At 46.7% G+C, this 23,737-nt stretch carries 22 protein-coding genes; 16 read left to right on the top strand and 6 right to left on the bottom strand.

The genetic code is table 11. The features are described 5' to 3' along the window. Nucleotides 1-30 precede the first annotated feature (30 nt). Nucleotides 31-1,440: a glutamate--ammonia ligase gene (gene glnA / locus L4D09_RS12020; protein ID WP_428457748.1), complete on the bottom strand. Its 1,410-nt coding sequence runs from the start codon at nt 1,438-1,440 to the stop codon at nt 31-33. A gap of 538 nt (nt 1,441-1,978) precedes the next feature. Here glnA and typA point away from each other — a divergent pair. Beyond that, nucleotides 1,979-3,808, top strand: a complete 1,830-nt coding sequence (gene typA, locus L4D09_RS12015) for a translational GTPase TypA (RefSeq protein ID WP_428457747.1) — start codon at nt 1,979-1,981, stop codon at nt 3,806-3,808. Nucleotides 3,809-3,904: 96 nt separating this feature from the next. Continuing rightward, nucleotides 3,905-4,444: an AAA family ATPase gene (locus tag L4D09_RS12010; protein WP_428457746.1), complete on the top strand. Its 540-nt coding sequence runs from the start codon at nt 3,905-3,907 to the stop codon at nt 4,442-4,444. Here L4D09_RS12010 and L4D09_RS12005 read toward each other — a convergent pair. Further along, nucleotides 4,441-5,082: a DUF2959 domain-containing protein gene (locus tag L4D09_RS12005; RefSeq protein WP_428457745.1), complete on the bottom strand. Its 642-nt coding sequence runs from the start codon at nt 5,080-5,082 to the stop codon at nt 4,441-4,443. The genes L4D09_RS12010 and L4D09_RS12005 overlap by 4 nt on opposite strands. A 103-nt stretch (nt 5,083-5,185) precedes the next feature. Between L4D09_RS12005 and L4D09_RS12000 the strand changes: the two genes are divergently transcribed. From L4D09_RS12000 to L4D09_RS11990, 3 genes are read left to right on the top strand one after another with little or no spacing between them, the layout of a single operon-like run. Then, entirely contained in the window at nt 5,186-6,076 is an 891-nt protein-coding gene (locus L4D09_RS12000; protein ID WP_428457744.1) for a virulence factor BrkB family protein, read from the top strand. After that, on the top strand, nt 6,073-6,510 hold the full coding sequence (dtd, locus tag L4D09_RS11995; RefSeq protein ID WP_428457743.1) for a D-aminoacyl-tRNA deacylase: 438 nt from the start codon (nt 6,073-6,075) through the stop codon (nt 6,508-6,510). Before L4D09_RS12000 ends, dtd begins: the two co-directional genes overlap by 4 nt. A 47-nt stretch (nt 6,511-6,557) precedes the next feature. After that, nucleotides 6,558-7,478 (top strand): bifunctional GNAT family N-acetyltransferase/hotdog fold thioesterase, encoded by a 921-nt coding sequence (locus L4D09_RS11990; protein ID WP_428457742.1) that lies wholly within the window; start codon nt 6,558-6,560, stop codon nt 7,476-7,478. Here the strand turns inward: L4D09_RS11990 and L4D09_RS11985 are convergent. From L4D09_RS11985 to hslR, 4 genes are all read right to left on the bottom strand, one after another. Beyond that, on the bottom strand, nt 7,433-9,430 hold the full coding sequence (locus tag L4D09_RS11985; RefSeq protein WP_428457741.1) for an AsmA family protein: 1,998 nt from the start codon (nt 9,428-9,430) through the stop codon (nt 7,433-7,435). The two genes, L4D09_RS11990 and L4D09_RS11985, sit on opposite strands and share 46 nt — an antisense overlap. A 141-nt stretch (nt 9,431-9,571) precedes the next feature. After that, entirely contained in the window at nt 9,572-11,203 is a 1,632-nt protein-coding gene (gene pckA / locus L4D09_RS11980) for a phosphoenolpyruvate carboxykinase (ATP) (protein ID WP_428457740.1), read from the bottom strand. Between the two features lie 319 nt (nt 11,204-11,522). Continuing rightward, the gene (gene hslO, locus L4D09_RS11975; RefSeq protein ID WP_428457739.1) at nt 11,523-12,401 is read right to left on the bottom strand and encodes an Hsp33 family molecular chaperone HslO; all 879 of its coding nucleotides are present in this window, start codon (nt 12,399-12,401) and stop codon (nt 11,523-11,525) included. Nucleotides 12,402-12,496: 95 nt separating this feature from the next. Then, nucleotides 12,497-12,907: a ribosome-associated heat shock protein Hsp15 gene (hslR, locus tag L4D09_RS11970; RefSeq protein ID WP_428457738.1), complete on the bottom strand. Its 411-nt coding sequence runs from the start codon at nt 12,905-12,907 to the stop codon at nt 12,497-12,499. A 292-nt stretch (nt 12,908-13,199) separates the two neighbouring features. Between hslR and gspC the strand changes: the two genes are divergently transcribed. From gspC to L4D09_RS11915, 11 genes are read left to right on the top strand one after another with little or no spacing between them, the layout of a single operon-like run. Next, nucleotides 13,200-14,093 (top strand): type II secretion system protein GspC, encoded by an 894-nt coding sequence (gene gspC / locus L4D09_RS11965; protein WP_428457737.1) that lies wholly within the window; start codon nt 13,200-13,202, stop codon nt 14,091-14,093. Nucleotides 14,094-14,131: 38 nt separating this feature from the next. After that, entirely contained in the window at nt 14,132-16,150 is a 2,019-nt protein-coding gene (gene gspD, locus L4D09_RS11960) for a type II secretion system secretin GspD (RefSeq protein ID WP_428457736.1), read from the top strand. Next, nucleotides 16,150-17,652 carry a type II secretion system ATPase GspE gene (gene gspE / locus L4D09_RS11955; protein ID WP_428457735.1) on the top strand — a complete coding sequence of 501 codons (1,503 nt, stop codon included), beginning with the start codon at nt 16,150-16,152 and terminating at the stop codon, nt 17,650-17,652. The genes gspD and gspE overlap by 1 nt, the downstream gene beginning before the upstream one ends. 3 nt (nt 17,653-17,655) lie before the next feature. Continuing rightward, nucleotides 17,656-18,876: a type II secretion system inner membrane protein GspF gene (gene gspF / locus L4D09_RS11950; RefSeq protein WP_428457734.1), complete on the top strand. Its 1,221-nt coding sequence runs from the start codon at nt 17,656-17,658 to the stop codon at nt 18,874-18,876. A gap of 21 nt (nt 18,877-18,897) precedes the next feature. Then, the gene (gene gspG / locus L4D09_RS11945) at nt 18,898-19,332 is read left to right on the top strand and encodes a type II secretion system major pseudopilin GspG (protein ID WP_428457733.1); all 435 of its coding nucleotides are present in this window, start codon (nt 18,898-18,900) and stop codon (nt 19,330-19,332) included. Nucleotides 19,333-19,338: 6 nt separating this feature from the next. Then, on the top strand, nt 19,339-19,935 hold the full coding sequence (gene gspH / locus L4D09_RS11940; RefSeq protein WP_428457732.1) for a type II secretion system minor pseudopilin GspH: 597 nt from the start codon (nt 19,339-19,341) through the stop codon (nt 19,933-19,935). Nucleotides 19,936-19,940: 5 nt separating this feature from the next. After that, nucleotides 19,941-20,336 (top strand): type II secretion system minor pseudopilin GspI, encoded by a 396-nt coding sequence (gspI, locus tag L4D09_RS11935; protein ID WP_428457806.1) that lies wholly within the window; start codon nt 19,941-19,943, stop codon nt 20,334-20,336. After that, nucleotides 20,323-20,985 carry a type II secretion system minor pseudopilin GspJ gene (gene gspJ / locus L4D09_RS11930; protein WP_428457731.1) on the top strand — a complete coding sequence of 221 codons (663 nt, stop codon included), beginning with the start codon at nt 20,323-20,325 and terminating at the stop codon, nt 20,983-20,985. Before gspI ends, gspJ begins: the two co-directional genes overlap by 14 nt. Beyond that, the gene (gene gspK / locus L4D09_RS11925; protein WP_428457730.1) at nt 20,978-22,003 is read left to right on the top strand and encodes a type II secretion system minor pseudopilin GspK; all 1,026 of its coding nucleotides are present in this window, start codon (nt 20,978-20,980) and stop codon (nt 22,001-22,003) included. Before gspJ ends, gspK begins: the two co-directional genes overlap by 8 nt. Next, nucleotides 21,972-23,264, top strand: coding sequence for a type II secretion system protein GspL (gspL, locus tag L4D09_RS11920; protein ID WP_428457729.1), 1,293 nt, complete (start codon nt 21,972-21,974; stop codon nt 23,262-23,264). The genes gspK and gspL overlap by 32 nt, the downstream gene beginning before the upstream one ends. Then, nucleotides 23,261-23,737: a type II secretion system protein M gene (locus L4D09_RS11915; RefSeq protein WP_428457728.1), complete on the top strand. Its 477-nt coding sequence runs from the start codon at nt 23,261-23,263 to the stop codon at nt 23,735-23,737. The genes gspL and L4D09_RS11915 overlap by 4 nt, the downstream gene beginning before the upstream one ends.

The following is a 23,737-nucleotide window of genomic DNA, read 5'->3' as shown; positions in this document are numbered from 1 at the left end:
AGTATGTAATGTCGATTACTTATCAGTTACTTAAACTGAGTAGTACAGTTCGAACTCTAGTGGATGCGTTGTCATGTTTACTTTCGCAACATCCTGAGATTTCAGGTCGATATAAGAATCGATGAAGTCATCAGAGAATACACCGCCAGATGTTAGGAACTCACGATCTTCGTCAAGAGACTGTAGTGCGCCCTGTAGTGATTCAGCAACAGTTGGGATTTCCGCCGCTTCTTCAGCTGGTAGGTCGTACAAGTCTTTATCCATCGCTTCACCTGGGTGAATCTTGTTCTGGATACCGTCAAGGCCAGCCATTAGCATTGCTGCGAATGCTAGGTATGGGTTAGCTGCCGGATCACCGAAGCGTACTTCGATACGACGTGCTTTCGGGCTTGGTACTACAGGAATACGGATAGACGCTGAACGGTTACGTGCAGAGTAAGCCAGCATTACTGGTGCTTCGAAACCAGGGACTAGACGCTTGTAAGAGTTCGTCGCTGGGTTAGCAAAGGCGTTGATTGCACGTGCGTGCTTGATGATACCGCCGATGTAGTAAAGCGCCATTTCAGATAGGCCACCGTACTTGTCGCCTGCAAAGAGGTTTTGACCGTCTTTTGCTAGAGACATGTGAACGTGCATACCTGAGCCGTTGTCACCGACAAGCGGTTTAGGCATAAAGGTTGCTGTTTTACCAAATGCATGCGCAACGTTGTGAACAACGTACTTATAGATTTGGATTTCATCTGCTTTGGTGGTTAGCGTGTTGAAACGGGTCGCGATCTCATTCTGACCAGCTGTTGCAACTTCGTGGTGGTGTGCTTCAACCACTAGGCCCATTTCTTCCATGATTAGACACATAGCAGAACGGATATCTTGTGACGAATCAACAGGCGCGACAGGGAAGTAACCACCCTTCACTCCAGGACGGTGACCTTTGTTACCGCCTTCAAAATCAGAACCTGTGTTCCAAGCGGCTTCTACGTCATCAATCTTGAAGAAAGAACCTGACATGTCCGTGTTGAATTTCACGTCATCAAACAGGAAGAACTCTGGCTCAGGACCAACTAGTACTGAATCTGCAAGGCCTGTTGCGCGCATGAAATCTTCAGCACGTTTAGCGATTGAACGAGGGTCGCGATCGTAGCCTTGCATGGTTGCAGGCTCTAAAATGTCGCAACGAATGTTTAACGTTGAATCTTCAGTAAACGGGTCAAGTACCGCGCTTGATGCATCTGGCATCATTACCATGTCAGATTCGTTGATACCTTTCCAGCCAGCAACCGAAGAGCCATCGAACATTTTGCCTTCTTCAAAGAAGTCTGCATCGATTTGGTGGGATGGGATAGAAATGTGCTGCTCTTTACCTTTTGTGTCGGTAAAGCGTAGGTCAACAAACTTAACTTCATTTTCCTGGATCAGCGCTAGTACGTTATCTACTGACATCTTGAGTAACCTCCGGTGTTATTTTGGGCAACTGGCCGCAAAAAAGTTATTGGCGAGCAGGCGTAATGCTCTATAACAAACTACTTTGCTAAAACCGTGCCAACTTTTTAAAGCCCCAAAATCGCGCATTTATCGCGATTTAAGCGGCGTGAATTCCATTTCCCGCACCATTTTGGTGATTGATTGCACCATTATAGTGCGATGGGTGTGTTTTCACCTTTGTGGTGCATGCCCTACTATTAGCCGATGTTGTCTTATTGTCAATCTGGTGTCGATATTATTCATTTACTATTAAATCAGTTGTTTTCACTGAATTTGCTAAATGTAGTGTAAAATAGGGCTCAAGGCGCATAAAAAAAGCCCCATGAAGAGTGAATTTATCCAGTAATATCGGGCTTTACAGGCTGAATAAAAAAAGCTGGTGATATAAATCACATATTTCGTGGGTTTTAGAGTAAAATCTGTTAGATTATGAGCCGTTTTTTTAACCAAGTAGCTACCCGATGGTCGCTGCATGTTCTGAGTGAATGTGAAATCCATGTCTAATCAACAGATCGATAAATTAAGAAATATCGCAATTATTGCTCACGTTGACCACGGTAAAACTACCCTGGTTGACAAACTGCTTCAGCAGTCTGGCACGCTAGAAGCTCGCGGCGAAAGCGAAGAGCGTGTAATGGACTCGAACGATATCGAGAAAGAGCGTGGCATTACCATTCTTGCTAAGAACACAGCGATTAACTGGAATGATTACCGCATCAACATCGTAGATACCCCAGGACACGCCGATTTCGGTGGTGAAGTTGAGCGTATCATGTCTATGGTTGACTCTGTTCTTCTTATCGTTGATGCCGTTGATGGCCCTATGCCACAAACTCGCTTTGTAACACAAAAAGCGTTTGCATACGGTCTTAAGCCAATCGTTGTTATCAACAAGATTGACCGTCCGGGTGCACGCCCTGAGTGGGTTATGGACCAAGTGTTCGACCTATTTGACAACCTTGGTGCGACTGACGAACAACTAGACTTCACAACTGTTTATGCTTCAGCGCTTAACGGCTGGGCAACAATGGAAGAAGATTCAGTTGGCGAAGATATGGAACCATTGTTCCAAGCTGTTGTTGATACTGTAGAAGCTCCAAATGTTGACGTTGACGGCTCACTACAGATGCAAGTCTCTCAGCTAGACTACAGCTCTTACGTTGGTGTTATCGGTGTTGCGCGTATCACTCGCGGTACAGTTAAGCCTAACCAACAAGTAACTGTTGTTGGTGCTGACGGTAAGAAGCGTAATGGTAAAGTGGGCACGGTTCTAGGTTACCTAGGTCTTGAGCGTCACGAAGTTGAAGAAGCGAAAGCGGGCGATATCATCGCTATCACAGGTCTTGGTGAGCTGAAAATCTCTGATACGATTTGTGATATCAACGACGTTGAAGCACTTCCGGCACTTTCTGTTGATGAACCAACAGTAACCATGACTTTCCAGGTGAACACGTCTCCGTTCGCTGGTAAAGAAGGTAAGTTCGTAACTTCACGTAACATTCTTGAGCGTCTGCAGAAAGAATTGGTACACAACGTAGCACTACGTGTTGAAGAAACGGATAACCCAGATCGTTTCCGCGTATCAGGCCGTGGTGAGCTTCACCTATCTATCCTGATCGAAAACATGCGTCGTGAAGGTTTCGAGCTAGCAGTATCTCGTCCAGAAGTTATCATCAAAGAAGAAGATGGTCAGCTAATGGAACCGTTTGAAGTCGTGACTATCGATGTGGTGGAAGAGCACCAGGGCGGTATCATGGAGAACATCGGTCTGCGTAAAGGTGAGCTGACTGATATGGCACCAGATGGCAAAGGCCGTGTTCGCATGGACTTCATGATGCCTTCTCGTGGTCTTATCGGTTTCCAAACTGAGTTCATGACGCTAACGTCTGGTTCTGGTCTTATCTACCACTCATTTGATCACTATGGTGCTCACAAAGGCGGTACAATTGGTCAGCGTAACAACGGTGTTCTAATTTCTAACGCAACAGGTAAAGCACTGACTTACGCACTGTTTAACCTACAAGAGCGTGGTCGTCTGTTTGCTGAGCACGCTGACGAAGTTTACGAAGGTCAGGTTATCGGTATTCATAACCGTTCAAATGACCTAACAGTTAACTGTCTTAAAGGTAAGCAGCTAACTAACGTTCGTGCATCTGGTACTGATGAAGCTCAAACGCTTTCTCCTGCTATCAAGTACACGCTTGAGCAAGCACTAGAGTTCATCGATGATGACGAACTAGTAGAAGTAACACCAGTAAGCATTCGTATCCGTAAGAAACTTCTTACAGAAAACGATCGTAAACGTGCAAGCCGTACAGCAAAATAATTGCTAGCTGATTGCCGTTAACCAATCCCCCCATCGGTGCTACCATGGGGGGATTGTTGTATCTGAACCCTACAAAAACATTATAAGAAACAAACTATGCAACCGATAATCATTACGGGTGGGCCGGGGGCGGGGAAAACCTCGTTACTCAATACCCTGACCCAGCGTGGGTACATGGCGTTTCCAGAAGTGTCACGGACCTTAATTCGCCAGCAAGCGGCAATTGATAATGGTGTGTTACCGTGGACTGACTTACCGCGTTTTGCAGCCATGTGCTTAGGTATGATGGCTGAGCAACGTGAACAAGCTGTACGGGGTACGATGCCTGCTTTTGTTGATCGTGCCATTGGGGATATTTGTGCCTACCTTACGCTGGGTGGTGAGGACATAGACCCACGGTATGTGGAAGCCGCTCAAGGTTATTACCCAGTGGTGTTTTTCTGTGAGCCGCATGAAGATATTTATGTGCAAGATGACGAACGACCACACACATTCAAAGAAGCACAAGCTATCCATAAGCAATTAAAACAAACGTACATTAACCTAGGGTACGAGGTGGTTGAAGTGCCATGGGGTGAGATAGAAACCCGGGCCAGTTGGGTACTGACCCGATTGAAGCAGAGCGGGGCGCTCTAAGCTTTTTTCAGCTGTGCGATAAAACGCTCAGATTCCGTAATGGCTGCTTGCATATCGTTAATCGCTCGCTGAATATCTTGTTGAAGCGAGTTAAATTCACCTTGTAACGAGCCAATAGCCGCCGCATTAAGGTTATGCTTTAGGTATAACGTATTGTCACGTAATGTATCGAGTACTGGCGTCATCTTTTGCTCGGCGCGATGCATGGCATCAAGCATGCGCTGGTAGGAAGCCTGGGTGCTTTTGAGTTTCTTTTCGCTATCGCGGCGCAGGGTTGCGCTGCTGTACAGTGAGAGTTCATCTTGCCACTCTTCAAATAAAGCGTCGGCAACATCTTCAATGGCAGCAATGCGCTCGCTGACTTTTTCTGCGGCGTCGCTGCTGGCTTCATATTGGTCATTGATGTCGTTGTAGACGGTTTCAAGTTCACCACCATCAAACTGATTCAGAGCCTTGAGTGCATCCAGTGCGCTGGTGAATTGCTGTTGAGCATCTTGTTGTGCTTCGTTAGCGTCTTCAACCCGATCGACCATGATGTCACGTTTATGCACGCCCACTTGTTCCATCGCTGAGTAATAGGCGCTCTGACAGCCAGTAAGGGTGGTTAGGCTGAGTAAAATGGCAAACAAGTAGGGCATAATATTCTCCAAATCTGTCCTAAAATTATGATATAGAAAAGCAAATTATTACATGACTATGGATGACAAAAAGACAACTGGCAAGCCTCTATGGTGGCAGGGAATGAAAACCGTAATGGCCTATATCTGCTACCTCCAGCAGAGGGCGAACCATGATCGCTTGACGGTAACCGCGGGGTCGATGGCTTATGTGACGCTGTTGTCGTTGGTACCACTGATCACTGTTGTGCTATCAGCACTGTCAGCTTTTCCTGTTTTTGCCGGGCTTGGCGAGCTACTACAAAATTTTGTGATTGAAAATTTTGTGCCTGCCGCGGGTGAAATTGTTAAGCAGTACTTGAATGAGTTTGTGGCGAATGCAGGCAAAATGACCGCCGTTGGTGTCGGGGCGTTGTTTGTGGTTGCGATGATGCTGATTTCATCAATCGACAAGTCGTTGAACTATATTTGGCGAGTGCATGAAAAGCGCCGTCCTGTTATCTCTTTCTCGATCTATTGGATGGTCTTGACTCTCGGCCCTATTTTGGTTGGCTCGAGTATTGCTGTTAGCTCCTATTTGGGATCGCTTAATTTACTCAACAGCGACGCGGTTAACGGTGTGTTTCAGCAAATGTTGCGTGGTTTGCCCGTGATAATGTCGAGCTGTGCCTTTTTAGGACTGTACCTATTAGTGCCAAATACAAAGGTGCGCTTTCAGCATGCATTGGTGGGTGCCTTGATTGCCAGCCTGCTGTTTGAGCTGAGTAAAAAGGGCTTTGCGCTATACATTACAAATTTTCCGTCTTATCAAGTTATTTACGGTGCTTTGGCAGTGATCCCGATTATTTTTGTTTGGGTATACCTATGCTGGTGTATTGTATTGATCGGGGCTGAAATTACCGCCAGTTTGGGGGAGCGAGATCACTGGCACCCTGATCGCAAGCCGTATCAGGCGAATGTTTTGACAGAAAATGAAATTGAAGAACAACAAATTAAAGGTAATGAGAAACAATGATTGCGCTTATTCAACGGGTCAGTGAAGCCAGTGTTACGGTTGACGGCCAAGTAACGGGAACGATAGGTCAGGGCTTATTGGTACTGCTTGGCGTCGAAAAAGGCGATGATGAAGCCAAAGCGCAACGTCTACGTGATAAGGTGCTTGGTTATCGAGTGTTTGAAGATAATGACGGTAAGATGAACCTGAATGTTCAGCAAGCTGGTGGCAGTGTGTTGGTGGTCTCTCAGTTTACGTTGGCGGCTGACACTAAAAAGGGCATGCGTCCCGGGTTTTCATCTGGCGCCTCTCCGGATGATGCTGAGCGCTTGTATGAGTATTTTGTGTCTTGTTGCAAAGAGAAAGACATTCAAACCGAAACCGGTATTTTTGCCGCCGATATGAAAGTCGCACTATTGAATGATGGCCCAGTGACTTTTTGGTTGCAGGTATAATTAATTTCTTCGGGCTGATAGCTCAAAGATAGTTGGAGAAGGATTTCATGTTTCGACTGATCACCCCGCAAACGGAAGATGAGCTAGGCCGTTATTATGATTTTCGTTGGCGGATGCTACGTGAGCCTTGGCATATGCCTGCCGGTTCTGAGCGTGATGCTTATGATGATATGAGTAGCCACCGGATGATCATTAATGATAATGGTGAGACGATTGCCATTGGGCGGCTGTATATGACGCCCGATAATGATGGGCAAATTCGTTATATGGCGGTACACCCAAACCACCGCCATCAAGGCATGGGGGCATTAGTACTCATGGCGCTGGAGTCATTAGCACGGCAAGATGGCGCAAAGCGTTTAGTGTGTAATGCCCGTGAAGATGCCATACCTTTTTACTTACGTAGCGGTTTTGCTAGCCAAGGCGAGCTGAGTGAAGAAAAAGGCCCAGTTCGTCATCAGCAGATGCTCAAACATTTAGATCCTCTCCATGAGGTGGTACGCCACCCTGATTGGTGTCAGGAGCTACAGGATTTATGGCAATCACAAATCCCTATTAGCGACAAAATGGGCGTTAAAATTAGCCAGTACACGGGCTATCGCTTTGAAGTCAGTGCATTGATCAATGCCAACCTCAACCCAAATGAAAGCATGTTTGCCGGTAGTATTTTTACTATGGCAACGTTAGCGGGGTGGGGATTTGTCTGGATTTTGCTAAAAGAGCGTAAGTTGCCTGCAGATATTATGCTGGTCGACAGCCATATCCGATACCTTTCCCCAGTGAAAGAGCGGCCACGTGCCGTGGTTACGGTCGAAGATCTGCGGGGTGATATTGCTCGCTTAGCCAGTGGTCGAAAAGGGCGAGTCGAAGTTGAGGTCAGTGTGTATAGCGGTGAGCAACTTGCAGCCCGCTTTACAGGTACCTATATGCTGTTTCCGTCACAAGATGAATGTGACACGGTTTGTTGATTATTGCCCTGCCATACTTTTGATAGCGCTTGGCACCCTAGCCAAGCCTCTAATTTTAGCTGTTGCTCTTCGGAGGCAGCTAAATCCCATTTACCGTCCAATTGTGCCGAGACTTCTGCTCCCTTCATTTTGGTGGGAGAAAGCTGAATACGTCCGCGATCAATCGTTAAGGCTAAAGGTGTGATAGTCAGTGGTTGGGGCGCGGCTGTAGCCTGTGTGTTGTTGGTTTCTAGCGTGTTGAGAGGTGGTTGGTGGGCACTTACCCAGGATTGCCATAGTGCTGACGCTGGGGTCGCTAATTTGATATCTCTAAAGCTGCCGTCGAGTTTACCATCAAGGCTATAGGCAAGCGCTGTCGCAGACTGACCCAGCCCATTAAAGTTTGCGGTAATATCTAACTTTCCGCTGAGAGGAAAAGCGATACCGAGCCATCGACTAATAATCTCGGCGGGTAGACTATCGCCATGAAGCTTGATAGACCATGGTTGCCCACCAGTATTTCTTTCCCAGTGCCCTGTGGCCTCCATGATCCCGTCTTGAAATGGAATAATGGCTCGCGTCATTTTCCATTGCCCTTGAGCTGCACTCATTTCAATTAGGGGTTCAACCATACTAACGGTATTGAGGCTGGCAACGCTGGCACTTGTTGTGATCTCTCCTTGCCATAGACCCCATTGACTCTCACGCATTAGGATTAAATCATGGCCTTTGAGGTTGAGCCCAGACACTTGCCATGGTGTGTTATCGTCAGCTGCTATGAGTTGGAGGTAGCCGATATCAAGGTTGCTGAGGCTGAATGTCTTCACAGGATTTAATAGAGCGGCAAGTGATTGTTGCCAATTATCAGGCAATAGCCATTTGATGCCATTGGCGGTGAGACTATCTAACAGGATGGCTTCTGGGGTGACAGTACCCGACGTTCGCAAATAGCCTTCCAATAACGCGAGCGATGCGCCCTGTATCGTGATTTGCTGTGGTCCAAAGTACAACTCCGCTAGGGGCTCAATAAAGGCGGTTTCATTCCAATTCCCGTCTGTGGCATTGAATGATAAATGCGCTTCTTGCTGTTGCCAGAGTGTTTGAGGCCAGTGCCAGTTTTGCAGCGATAGGTTGGCATGGTTGAGTGTGAATGCTGGTAGTTCAACACTGCTATCGAGCACATCAAGTCTTTCAAGGGTAATCTGGATACCAGATTGTATAAGGCTTTCCAATGCAGCTTGAAGTGAATCTTGAGCTGCTGAATCCTGCAACCGTAGATCTGAGAGGGTTAATTGCTGAAGGAGCAGTTGCTGTGTTTCAGTATGGTACTCCAGTTGGCCGCTGAGATCGGCCTGTTGCCATGCCATCGAAAAACCGTTCAATATCCAACGCTGGCTTTGTTGGTGGCCATCTAGCAATACATTGTCGATGTTAAAAGACCGCCATTGTGCGGCATTAGCTGAAAGTTGGAAATCGCCGCTAAATTGTTGCCAGAAGGGCTGAGGTGATAAAGGATCGTAGTGCCAGTTATCGATTTGTAGCTCACCATCGATCACGCGCAGTTCATCCTGCTGTAAGTTAACCCCAGTTAATGCGAGCCGGTGGACTTTTATTGCAGGTAAGCGAGTGAGTTGCTGGTTGAGTTTTATTGGGCTAGGACTGTCGATAAGCAGTGAATCAAAGACCCAGCCATTGCCGAGTAACGAGTCTGGGCTAAGCCAAATCGACAGTTGTTTAGCTTGCAGGGGAGGCTGCCCTTTGCGCTGTAGGCTAGGCTGTTGAAAGTGAAGTTGCCAAGGGGTCGAGAGGTGGTAATCAATGGCGGTGGCGTTCACTTGGCTCTGCGAGAAGAGATTGATCGCTGCTAGGCCAACGGTCGTCGCATAACGGGTGTGCAGGAGTGTGGCGAAAATTGTCACTCCGAGAAATAACAGAACCATCAGCGTTGCGATCACTTTCCCGAGTAGGCGCATACATTCTCCCTGAATTGGCCATGGCTAGATTGCTATTAGGGCGGAAAAAATCATTGGCTGCAAGCCCTGATGGTGGTTTTTAAGCCAACAATGAAAAAGCCCCTCAAAGAGGGGCTTGAAAAGTACTCAGTGAGTAATTGATTAGTCTAGCTGTGGGCCAGCTGCAACAAGTCCTGCACCTTCTGTGGTGTCGGTATACTTGTCGAAGTTATTGATGAAGCGCTCTGCCAGATCTATTGCCTTACTTTCCCACTGTAGTGGATCAGTGTAGGTATCACGAGGGTCAAGGATTTCTGGGTCAACACCTGGTAGTGATGTTGGTACTTCAAGGTTAAAGATTGGGATATCTTTGGTTTCAGCCTTATCAATAGAACCATCTAAGATAGCATCGATAATGCCACGGGTATCTTGAATCGAGATACGTTTACCTGAACCGTTCCAACCTGTATTCACCAAGTAAGCTTCTGCACCAGCAGCTTCCATACGCTTAACCAAGACTTCAGCATATTTAGTTGGGTGTAGCGTTAGGAACGCATTACCGAAACATGCAGAGAATGTTGGCGTTGGCTCGGTGATACCACGCTCAGTGCCAGCTAGCTTCGCCGTGAAACCCGATAAGAAGTGATACTTGGTTTGCTCTGGTGTTAGCTTAGAAACCGGAGGAAGTACACCGAAAGCATCGGCAGAAAGGAAGATCACCTTGTTCGCGTGACCACCTTTTGATACTGGCTTAACAATGTTTTCGATATGGTAAATCGGGTAAGAAACACGGGTGTTTTCTGTTTTTGAGTTATCATCGAAATCAATTGCGCCATCCGAACGAACCGTTACGTTTTCTAGTAGCGCATCGCGGCGGATTGCATTATAGATGTCTGGCTCAGCTTCTTTCGAAAGGTTGATGGTTTTTGCGTAGCAACCACCTTCGAAGTTGAATACACCGTTGTCATCCCAACCGTGCTCATCATCACCAATCAGTGCGCGCTTTGGATCAGTAGATAGGGTTGTTTTACCTGTGCCTGATAGGCCGAAGAACACAGCAACATCACCATCTTCACCCATATTGGCAGAGCAGTGCATTGAAGCAATGTCTTTAAGAGGCAAGAAGTAGTTCATCATTGCGAACATACCCTTCTTCATCTCACCGCCATACCACGTACCGCCAATGAGTTGCATCTTCTCGGTAAGGTTAAATACCGTGAAGTTTTCAGAGTTCATCTCGTGCTCTTCCCATTTCTGGTTAGTGCACTTAGCGCCATTCATTACCACGAAGTCTGCTTCAAATGTTTCCAGCTCGTCTTCGGTTGGGCGGATGAACATGTTTTTCACAAAGTGCGCCTGCCATGCTACTTCAGTGATCACACGAATACAGAGTCGAGTATCAGGGTTGGCACCACAGTAGCCATCAATCACAAACAGGCGTTTGCCTGATAGCTGGTTTGTTACAAGTCCTTTCAGATCGTTCCACGCTTCAATACCAATGCTCTTATTATCGTTTTTGCCTTGGTCTGCCCACCATAGGGTATCTTTGGTGGTGTCATCTTTAACGATGAACTTATCTTTTGGCGATCGACCCGTAAAGATACCGGTATCAACAGCAACAGAGCCTAGCTCTGTTACGATACCACGCTCATATCCTTCTAGGCTTGGCTTGGTCTCTTCTTCGAACAGAACTTCGTAGCTAGGGTTGCGAACGATTTCTGTAACATTGTTGATACCGTATTGAGATAAATCTAAATCTTTTGCAACCTTTTTCTCGACGTTCATGACAGTCATAGGTGCTCCTTGGGTAAGATGTTGTTTAACTGTTGACCATGCTAGCAACCCTAAAGGGGTAATTCAGGGAGGTTTATCATAATTTAACCACTTAAACGTTAAGGTTTGGTAAAAGTTATAAATGGTTTGTGGGTTATGAGTTTATCGCGATGTAAACCACTTGCGCTAGGTCTCGAAATTAATATTTTTGCTGAAAAAAGCGATACTTAGCATGTTATTTGCTTACAGATGGAGGGGCTTTTCCGTGCTTGAGGACAAAAAAAAGCCGGACAATGTCCGGCTTCTGTAACTAACTTACGGGCTTAATAATAGCCAATAATTAATGCACTTGGTTGCTCGTGTCGTTCGCTGCATTTTCGAACAGTGCAGCAACATCAACGTTATCAAAGTCATAGTTTGTGCCGCAGTAGTCACAATGAAGAGAAACTTTGCCTTCCTCTGCAACAATACGCTCGACTTCACTGCGTTCGATTGAGCAAATGGCAGAAGCACTGCGCTCACGCGAACAACCACAGTGGAACTCTACTGCTTGTGGGTCAAACAGTTGCACGGTTTCTTGGTGGTAAAGTCGGTAAAGCACATCTTGTGCTTCTAAGCTAAATAGCTCGTCATCTTTTACCGTTTCAGTCAGTTGCTCAAGGTGAGCAAAGTCATCTGCTGAGCCTTTGCCGTCAGGCAGTACCTGCAGTAGCATACCTGCAGCCTTGGCATTACCATCGAACTCGCCAGTACGTAACCAAATGCGGGTTTTTAGCTGCTCGGAGTTTTCGAAGTAACCCTCAAGGCAGCTTGCAAGGCTATCGCCTTCTAGGCCAACAACGCCTTGGTAGCGTTCACCTTTATTTGGTGTGATGGTGATAACCATGTGGCCTTTACCCATAAGGTCATGGATTGAACCCGATGTCGGTACGTCACCATCCCAGCGTGCGACGCCGCGAAGTTTTTGCTCGTGGTCACCGTTGATCACTGCAAGCTTTACTGGGCCATCACCTTGTAGCTGAACCGTGATCGAACCTTCGAATTTCAATGTGGCAGTCAGCAGGCTAGTGGCCACCAGTAGCTCACCGAGTAGAGTTTGAACTGGTGCAGGGTATTCCTTGCTGGAAATGATCTGTTGGTAGGTTTCGCCCAACTGAACTAATTCACCACGTACTGATACACCGTCGAACAGATAGCGGTATAAATTGTCTTTTGTCATTAGATTGTATTCTCCAGCAGGTATTTTAATTGCCAATTTCTGTCAATGTTCGTCATGCAAATGAAACTTAATGGCATGAGCGTGAACTAATACAGTTAATTGGAATTGCTTTTAAACTTAATTATATCGCGTCGTTGTTTTTTATCAGGACGCTTATCAGGACTTGGGTTGCCCAAAGCATGGAGCTTGCGCAGTTTTGCATGCTCTTCTCGTAGTTTAACACTGTCAGCGGTTTCGCTATAAAGCGTTTGCGCTTCGGGTGCGCCGCGACGAGTACCAGACAGTTGCTCGATCACCACGGTTTTTTCTTCATTACCTTGGCGGAGTCGAATTTCGGCACCGAGTTCGACTAATTTACTTGGTTTGGAGCGCTGGCCGTTATATTGCACTTTGCCCCCATCAACCATGTTGCGGGCAATTGAACGAGTTTTGTAAAAGCGTGCCGCCCATAACCATTTATCGAGACGGACCTGAAGGGTGTCAGAATCTGAAGCTTTCTGTCCCACGATCGGTTCCTTACCCCAAAAGGGCGCTAAAAATACCATATTGCTGACACCACGTCAGCAGGCGGTTGAGTGTAATAAATGGTGATATAGACTCGAGATTTCAACATCAAATCGGGAATAATTCGAACAAAATGTCTAGTCTATTGATAGTAGAAAAAAAATTTCCGTGATCTATCTGGGCATTATGTGATCATTTGTTTGATTATCAGTGATGATTCTACAATTGAACGGTATCCTGTATCGATCTGCCATTATGGCTTTAGTATTTACTTTTTAAGACAATGGATTTCTCATGGTTGCAGCAAATTGGTTAGGCACATTACAGTCGAAACAGTGGCTTTCCGTTGCTTCGTTAACCCGTACGCTGACGTGGTTACTGGTTGTCTTACTGGCATGGATAGCTGGGCGCTTAATCTGGGGAGTGATGCAGCCTGTCGTTGCCCCTGCAGAATGGCAAGCATCAGGCGTCACGGTTTCGGCGACGACATCGCAAAAAAGTGATGTGTCTGATGTATTAGCAATGAATTTATTTGGTCGCTACCAAGCGAATGCGCCGAAACAAGTCGAAATTAAACAACCCGTACAGCAAGATGCACCGCAAACACGTCTAAGCTTAACCCTAGCCGGGGTAGTAGCCAGTTCGAACCCTGAGACGGCTCTGGCTGTTATCACCCATCGCGGGAAGCAAAACACCTATGGTTTGAATGAAGCGGTTGATGGTACGCGTGCGACGCTTCAGGCGGTATACCCTGACCGAGTGATTATTCGTAATAGTGGGCGTGATGAAACCTTGATGCTTGATGGTCTTGATTTCAACAAGGCATCATCGCAGCCAGCTCGCCAAACGGCCCCTCAAGCCCCAGCAGCTGAACCGTCCTCAGAACTTGGTCGGATTAAGCAAGAGATCTTAGACAAACCCCAAACCCTGTTTAGTTATATTCGTTTGTCACAAGTTAAACGCGACGGTGAATTAGTGGGCTATCGCGTTAACCCAGGCAAAGAACGGGCTTTATTTGATGCGGTAGGCTTACAAGCGAATGATTTGGCAGTGAGCTTAAATGGTAATGATCTTACCGATGCTACCGTTATGGCAAAGCTATGGACTGAACTATCTCAGGCCACCGATTTTACATTGACCGTCGAGCGAGACAGTCAACTACATGATATTTATATTGAACTGCAATAGTAGTTTGAAGTGAACATGCGATAACGCAGGAGTTTTTTGTGAAAAAGTGGATGGGTAAAAGTGCCCTCTGGTTATTAGGCAGCTTGATGTGCAGTTCTGCATTTGCTAGCGAGTTTAGTGCCAGTTTCAAAGGAACCGATATTCAAGAGTTTATCAATATTGTTGGACGTAATTTACAGAAGACAATCATTGTGGACCCTGCGGTACGCGGACAGGTAAATGTTCGCAGCTACGATCTTTTAAATGATGAGCAGTACTATCAGTTTTTCCTCAATGTACTCGAAGTCTATGGCTTCGCTGTGGTTGAAATGGATAACGGCGTATTGAAAGTCGTTCGAGATAAAGATGCGAAGATTTCAGCCATCCCAGTTGTTGGCGATGAAGAGAAACTAACGGGTGATCAAGTTGTGACCCGTGTTATTACTGTACGTAACGTCTCTGTCCGTGAGCTGTCACCGCTTCTACGCCAATTAAACGATAATGCCGGTGCTGGTAATGTAGTGCATTACGATCCTGCCAATATCATCATGATCACTGGCCGTGCCGCTACCGTCAATCGCCTCGCGGAGATCATCGAACGTGTCGACCGCGCCGGGGATAAAGAAATCGATGTGGTTGAATTGCAAAATGCCTCAGCCGCAGAAATGGTGCGTATTGTAGATGCATTGAATAAAACGGCCGATGCCAAATCAACCCCAAGCTTTCTTCAGCCTAAACTCGTGGCTGATGACCGCACCAATGCAGTCTTACTCTCGGGTGATCCGCAGGTGCGTAACCGCTTGAAGCGTTTGATCCGCCAGCTTGATCGGGAAATGGCATCATCAGGTAATAACCGAGTGGTCTACCTTAAATACGCCAACGCAGAAGAAATGGTCGATGTACTGAAAGGTGTATCTGATAATTTACAAGCAGAAAAGCAGGGTGGGGCAAAAGCAACGGCCAGCAGCGGTAATTCGACAGTGATGATTTCGGCTCACACCGATACCAATTCACTGATCCTGACTGCGCCGCCAGATATCATGCGTGCGCTCGAAAACATCATCGCTCAGCTAGATATCCGTCGTGCCCAAGTACTGATTGAAGCAATGATTGTTGAGCTAGCTGAAGGCGATGGTGTTAACTTCGGTGTTCAGTGGGGAACCACTGACGGTGGGGTGATCCAGTTTGGTAACTCTGGGGTGCCGATTTCCCAATATGCAGTTGGTTTGGAAGAGGCTCAGTCGTCAACACGGACTGAAACCTACCTTGATGCGAATGGTATTGAGCAGACTCGTACCATTACCGAAGATGGTGACTTTAGTACGCTTGCCAGTGTATTAGGCGGGGTAAACGGAGCTGCATTGGGTATTGTGATGGGTGACTGGACGATGTTAGTCAATGCCGTGGCATCGGATCGTAACTCGAACATTCTGTCATCACCAAGTATCACTGTCATGGACAACGGCGAAGCCTCGTTCATTGTTGGTGAAGAAGTACCAGTCGTCACCGGTTCGACATCGAGCTCAAGTAACGATAACCCATTCCAGACTGTTGAACGTAAGGAAGTGGGGATCAAGCTCAACGTAACACCACAAATTAACGAAGGTGATTCTGTTCAGCTGAAAATCGAACAAGAAGTCTCGAATGTACTTGGTGCCGATGGCGCGGTTGATGTGCGTTTCTCGAAACGTCAGCTAACCACATCGGTGCTGGTGCAAGATGGCCAGATGTTGGCGTTGGGCGGTTTGATCCAAGAGCAGACCAACGAAAGTGAACAGAAAATCCCAATTTTGGGTGATATTCCGGTATTAGGGCACCTATTTAAGTCAACCAATACCACGACGGCTAAAACCAACCTAATGGTCTTCATCAAGCCAACGATTATTCGAGATGGTGTGACGGCAGATGGTATAACTCAACGTAAGTATAATTACATTCGTGCCGAGCAGCTGTTTAAAGCCGATCAGGGTCTTCGTTTGATGCCAGATGCGGAGATGCCAGTGCTTCCAAAATTTGGTGAGGACATTTCTTTACCACCTGAGGTCCGTGCTTTTGTTGCTCAGTTGGAGAACCAGTAATGGATACCGGTAGCCTGCAAGCGGAGTGGCAACCGCTGTACCGCTTGCCATTCTCATTTGCTAAACGCCATCGTGTGGTATTAGAAGCGGTAGAGCAAGAGACAACCTTGTTCTATAGCGGAATATTATCGGCGGTGGTTTTAGCTGAAGTTCGTCGGGTGGTTGGCTATGGCTTTACTCCGCGAGAATTGGATGAAAAGGCCTTCGAATTAAAATTGACGGAAGCTTACCAGCGCGATTCATCGGAAGCTCGCCAGCTAATGGAAGATTTAGGCTCTGATAGCGATGACTTCTTCTCTCTAGCAGAAGAGTTGCCGGAAACAGAAGATTTGCTGGAATCAGAAGATGACGCGCCAATCATCAAATTGATCAATGCCATGTTGGCAGAAGCGATCAAAGAAGCGGCATCGGATATCCATATCGAAACCTTTGAGAAAGTACTGTCAATCCGCTTCAGGGTGGATGGTGTACTTCGTGAAGTGTTGCAACCAAGCCGTAAGCTTGCTCCGTTGCTCGTTTCACGTATTAAGGTCATGGCACGCCTTGATATTGCAGAGAAACGCGTACCGCAAGATGGCCGTATTTCACTGCGTATTGGTGGTCGTGCTGTCGATGTGCGGGTATCAACCATGCCCTCATCACACGGTGAACGAGTCGTACTGCGTTTGTTAGATAAAAATGCCACACGACTTGATCTGCACAGCTTGGGTATGACGGCAGAGAACCACAAGAGTTTCCGCAAAATTATCGACCGCCCTCATGGGATCATCCTTGTTACCGGACCAACCGGTTCTGGTAAATCAACAACACTATACGCGGGCTTGCAAGAGCTCAATGGTAAAGAACGTAACATCTTAACCGTTGAAGACCCGATCGAATTTGATATAGATGGTATCGGTCAAACACAAGTAAATAGTAAAGTCGATATGACATTTGCTCGTGGTTTACGGGCCATTTTGCGTCAGGATCCTGATGTGGTGATGGTCGGTGAAATTCGAGATTTAGAAACGGCCGCTATTGCGGTTCAAGCGTCATTGACTGGCCACATGGTGATGTCGACATTACACACCAATACTGCTGTTGGTGCGATTACTCGCTTGCGTGATATGGGGATTGAACCTTTCTTGGTTTCCTCGTCGCTGCTGGGTGTATTAGCGCAACGCTTGGTTCGTACGCTTTGTAAGAGCTGTCGTCAGCCTTATGAGGCTGATACGGAGCAGAAAAAGTTATTTGATTTAAGCGCTGATGATTCACTGACACTTTATCATGCCCATGGCTGTGAGAAGTGTAATAACAAAGGCTATCGTGGCCGTACAGGTATTCATGAGTTGTTGCTGGTGGACGAAAACGTTCAAGAGCTGATCCACGGTGAAGCGGGTGAAATGGCAATCGAAAAAGCCATTAGGGCGTATACGCCAAGCATTCGAGATGATGGACTTGCGAAAGTCAAAGCGGGGATCACAACCCTTGAGGAAGTCATGCGAGTGACCAAAGAGGGGTAATACATGGCGGCGTTTGAATACAAGGCACTGGATGCTAAAGGACGACAGAAAAAAGGCGTACAAGAGGGGGATACCGCTCGGCAAGTACGCCAGCAGCTTCGTGAGAAAGGCTTAATTCCTGTTGAAGTTGTTCAAACCCATGAGCGTGAAAAGAAAAAAGCCAGCGGTGGTTTTCATCTACGCCGTGGGATCAGTACTAACGAGTTGTCATTGATCACCCGTCAATTGGCAACCTTAGTACAAGCATCGATGCCACTGGAGGAATGCTTAAAAGCAGTGGCTGAACAAAGTGAAAAACCGCGCTTGAAGAACATGCTATTGGCCGTTCGTTCACGGGTAGTTGAAGGGTATACCTTGTCAGATAGTATGGCGGAATACCCCCACATATTTGATCAGCTATTCCGTGCTATGGTCGCAGCAGGCGAAAAGTCTGGGCACCTTGATACGGTATTGAATCGACTGGCCGATTACACTGAAAACCGCCAGAAGATGCGCAGTAAACTACAGCAAGCGATGATCTACCCAACCATGCTGACACTGATTGCGATTGCCGTCGTGGCATTCCTGCTCGCGACAGTGGTTCCTAAAATTGTCGATCAGTTTGTGCAAATGGGGCAGAAACTGCCGACCATTACCGAAATATTGCTTGCTGCCAGTAACTTTGTGCAGGACTGGGGGTTAGTTGTACTGATTGTCATTGCTGTGATTACCATTGGGTTAAAAACGGCATTGAAGCGGCCTGACTTTCGGTTTAAGTGGGACCGCTGGGTCATGAAATTGCCGGTGATCGGTAAGGTTGCTCGTGGTCTGAATACTTCACGCTTTGCCCGTACATTGTCAATTTGTACATCAAGTGCCATCCCGTTACTTGAAGGGATGAAAGTCGCCTCTGATGTAATGACCAATACGTGGGTTAATAAGCAAATCTGTGAGGCGGCTGATAAAGTCAGAGAAGGCTCAAGCTTGCGGATTTCATTAGAGCAAACGAAACTGTTTCCCCCAATGATGCTGCATATGATTGCCAGTGGTGAGCGCAGTGGTGAGCTGGAGCAAATGCTAACCCGCGCGGCAGATAATCAAGACCGTGACTTTGAGTCACTGGTGAATATGGCTTTGGGGATTTTTGAACCCCTTTTGATCGTTGCGATGGCTGGCATCGTGATGTTTATTGTTATAGCGACTCTTATGCCGATCATTGCCCTGAATAACATGGTCGGTATGTAATTTTCCTTTGGAGGTTTTTTAATGCAACGCAAACAACGCGGCTTTACGCTACTAGAAGTTATGGTCGTGATCGTGATCCTTGGGGTACTGGCAAGCTTGGTTGTACCAAACTTGCTTGGTAACAAAGAGAAAGCTGATCAGCAAAAAGTGGTCACTGATATTAGTGCACTTGAGCAGGCACTGGATATGTACAAACTGGATAACAGTGTTTATCCAAGTACCGATCAAGGCCTGGAAGCATTGGTGTCAAAACCAACCTCTAGCCCTGAGCCTCGTAACTACCGTGATAATGGTTATATCCGTCGTTTGCCACAAGACCCTTGGGGCTACGATTACCAATATGTGATGCCTGGTGAACACGGCCCTGTTGATATCTTCAGCTTGGGTGCGGATGGACAAGAAGGCGGTGAAGGTGTGAATACCGACATTGGTAACTGGAACATGCTGGATTTTTAAGCTCAGATGATACGTTGTAAACGCGCTGCAGGTTTTACCCTGATTGAAATACTTCTTGTACTGGTGTTACTTGCGACCAGTGCTGTTGCAGTTTTGGTTTCCTTACCTGAAGGTCAGGACAATAAAGTCAAAGAGCAGGCAGCGCGTTTCCATTACCTTGTCCAGTTATTGGGGGAGGATGCTTTATTAAATGGTATTGACTACGGTATTCGTGTTGAACGTAATCGCTATCAGTTTCTTCAGCTAACCAGTCAAGATTGGCAACCCATGACTGAGTCACGTTTTTTTACCGAAGTTGAAATGGATGAAGGCATTCGTTTGACAGTAGAAATTGGTGGCTATTCATGGGAGGACAAAGATCGCCTGTTTAATCCGGGCTCTCTATTCAACGAAGACTTGTTTGCTGAGCAAACTGACAAAAATAAAATTAAACCACCACAAGTGGTGGTGATGGCAAGCGGTGAATATACCCCATTTTCTCTAGAATTTGAGGTTGATGGTGAAAACCAGTTTTGGCGGGTGCAGGCTGATGAACTTGGCCAAGTGTTCTTGTTACCTCCTGGTGAAACGATTAAAACGCTAGCCGAGAAGGATCCATTTTGAGCATTATGTGGCGTCGCTACCGACGAACTAAGCAGGTTAAACCATCATCTCAGCGTGGTATGACGTTATTGGAAGTACTTGTCGCATTGGCGGTATTTGCAACTGCAGCATTAGGGGTGATGAGAGCGGTTAGCCAGCATTTGAATACGCTGGGTTACCTAGAAGAAAAAACGTTTGCAGCAATGGTCGCAGATAATGAATTGGCTAAGGTGCGCTTATCTGGCGAAATTCCCACCTCGGCTCGACGTGGTAAATCAGAGCTGGCTGGACGCGAATGGTATTGGTCGATAAAAAGTACCAAAACGGCTGATGGGTACCTGCGTGCATTGGATGTCACCGTCGCTACAGATGAAGCCCGTAAGCAATCGGTAATAGTGTTAAGAACGTATGTTGAAAACTAATTCAAGCACCTCAGCTCGATCGGTTGATTGTAGGCAGCAAGGCTTTACTCTACTTGAAGTATTGGTTGCGATTGCCGTGTTTGCGATGCTGAGCCTTTCTGCCTATCAAGTTTTGAATGGTGTCCAGCGCAGTGACAGCCAATCAAGAGAGCACAGTGAGCGTCTCAAAGAGATACAGCGTGCGATGGTCATGCTGGATAACGACTTTCGCCAGATCATCGCCCGTAAAGTGCGTAATCAAGGGGAGGCTACTAGCGATAGGCTATTGCAAGCTGGCGAGTACCTGCTCGATTCATCCAGTAAAGGTATTATTTTTACGCGTGCTGGATGGCAGAATCCGCAGCAGATGTTTCCACGCAGTGAAAACGTCAGAGTTGGCTACCGTATCATTGAAGATACACTAGAGCGTGTATGGTTTCGTTATCCTGACACCGTTGTCGGTAGCGAACCGCTTATTCGTCAGGTTTTGTCGCAGGTGAGCGATTTATCATTTCAGTTTTATCACCAGAAAAAGTGGCAAGATCAATGGGATCAAAATGCAGCTTTACCGGAAGGGATCAAGATAACAATGACCCTCGAAGATTTCGGTGAAATTGAACGGGTATATATTTTACCAGCATCAGTCTTGACGGTGGTTAGCGATGAATAGACCAAGCGGAATGAATCAACAACGCGGGGTTGCTCTAATTGTCGTACTGCTTTTATTGTCGTTGATGACCTTACTTGCTGTTCAGATGAGTGAACGCTTGCACCTTAATTTCTACCGTGTGGAAAACCAGCTCCAAAATCAGCAAGCTTTCTGGTTTGCACAGGGGATGGAAGAGTTAGGTAAAGTGGCTATTAAGCAAGGCATCGATGACAGTGACACGGTCAACCTCAGTCAAGCATGGGCCACACAGGGTCAACGCTATCCATTAGATGGCGGTGAAGCAATTGGTGGTATGGTCGATCGACAGGCCTGTTTTAACCTTAATGCGTTATCCGGTGTTAAGCCGTTAACCGATAGAACCAATAAACCTTACTTGATCAAGGTACTACAAGCCGTGATGGAAGAAGTGGGCGTTGAAAGCTATGCCGCGGAAGTGGTTGCTGACTCGAGTTGGGAATATGTTGATAGTGACGAAGCGGTAAATTCTTCGTTTGGGGCTGGTGATAGTACTTATGAAGGTTTTCGACCTCCCTATTTGCCGCCGAACGACTGGATGGCTGATGTGAGTGAGCTAAGGGCTGTTAATGGTGTTTCAGCCGATATTTATAATCGTGTGAAGTTTTTGGTTTGCGCGATCCCAACCGATACGTTAGCCGTTAACGTCAATACACTTTACGATTATCAGGCACCACTGTTAGTTGGGTTATTTACCCCTAGGCTCTCACTGTCAGATGCTCAACGTATTATTGCTGACCGTCCTTATGATGGTTGGGACAGCGTAGATGATTTTCTTGCGGAATCTGCTTTAGGCAGTGTTGATGCAGATATTAAAGAGCAAGCCAAGGAGTACTTGGCTGTAAGTAGTGATTATTTCCAATTAGATACTGAAATATTGGTGGATCGATCAAGAATTCGGTTGGTCGCACTGCTTAAACGCGATGGTGAAAACAAGGTGACGGTTGTACGTCGCCGTTATGGAGGGATCAGTGAGCGAATTTCTGACAATAAGACTCAGTAGCCGTGCTGAACAGCCGGTTCAATGGTTAGTCTGGTCACCACAGCAGCAAGAGGTGATCGCGTCAGGCCAGTTGGCATCGATTGCTCAGCTTGACGATATTGCTGACTACGCCACTCAACGGGCTGTTTATGTCTTGGTTCCAACCTGTGATGTATTACTGACGGAGGTTGCAATTCCTGCTGGCAGTAGTCGTCAGCTCGCAACGGTATTGCCGTTCTTATTAGAAGAAGAGCTGGCACAGGATGTTGATGGTTTGCATGTGCACCTTTTACAAAAAGGTGATGACATGGCCCAAGTGGCTGTTGTTGAACACCGCAAGGTTGAGCTCTGGTTGTCCGCATTGGCTGATAGCGGCATTGAGGCTAAAAAGCTGTTACCAGACAGTTTGTGTTTGCCGTTGTTTGATCATGGGTACACTGCCGCCGAGTTAGAGGGCCAATGGCTAGTCCGTCAAGCTGAGGCTCAGGGCGTATGTGCAGAACCTGAATGGTTGGAAACTTGGTTGTTAGCTCAGAAGGCACCGTTGCGTTTTAGTGCTGAAGAGAATGATGATGAAGATAGCAATGATAGTGATGAAGACAGTATCGGCGATGCGGTAACAGAGCAAGATACTGAGCAGCAAATTGTTATCCACCACTATACACCAGCGCCAGTCGGTGTCTCCGGTGAATGGCTGGCTGAAACACCAGAACTGGTCATGCAGCTATTGGCTCAGGGCGCAGAAGCGAGCAAAGCGAACCTATTATCCGGTGTATATAAACAACAGCCAGCTTGGCGTAAATACCTTAAGCCATGGCGTAAGGTCGCGATTGCTGCTGGATTGGTATTAACTGTGCTGATCACACAGCATGTTGTCTCAATACAGTCGATGGAAAAGCAGGCGCTAGCTTATAAGGCGGAAAGCGAGCGTATCTTTAGGCAAGTACTGCCACAGTTTCAGCGTATCCCTTCTCAGAGCTATTTGAAGCGTCAAGTAGAGAGTGAAATATCTCGTCTTGGCGGAACGAGCTCAAACGACAGTGTTTTACCGTGGTTGGCAGAGTTGCAACCATCCTTGGCCAAAGTATCGCAATTATCGGTTCAAAACCTCAGGTATGATCAAAATCGAGGTGAGATTCGCTTTCAGGCTGTAGCAGCAGATTTTCAGAATTTTGAACAGTTACGTACCTTGCTAGCCGAGCAGTTTGAAATAGATATGGGACAGCTAAACCGTGAAGGTAATCAAGTTACAGGTGCTGTTGTGCTAAGGAGAAAATCATGAAGGCTTGGTGGAAAGGCTTAAGCCAGCGTGAACAACGTCTTGTATTAGGTGGCGGTATCGCGATGCTAATGGCGGTTTTATATTGGGGTATTTGGCAGCCTCTTGCCACTTCAGCTGAAAATGCCGAACGCCGCCTTCATAATGAACGGCAGCTACTAACGTGGGTTGGTGGAAAAGCCGATGAAATAGTGGCCTTACGTGGTGCTACGGGTTCAACAGGCTCTGTCAGTGATAAAGGTCTCAATCAAGTGGTTAATGAAACCACTCGTCAATTTCGCATTGAGCTGATCCGAATTCAACCTCGAGATGAAATGCTACAGGTTTGGGTTAAACCATTGCCGTTTACGACATTGGTAAATTGGCTGGCTTTTTTACGTGACGAGCATGGTATTGATGCTCAATTTTTAGATGTATCAAAAACCGATCGTGCTGGTGTTGTTGAAGTAAACCGCTTGCAGTTAGGGCGAGGGTAA

This window comes from Photobacterium makurazakiensis (assembly GCF_050336715.1).
Taxonomy (GTDB): domain Bacteria; phylum Pseudomonadota; class Gammaproteobacteria; order Enterobacterales; family Vibrionaceae; genus Photobacterium; species Photobacterium makurazakiensis.
This window is presented reverse-complemented; position numbering and strand designations above follow the sequence as displayed.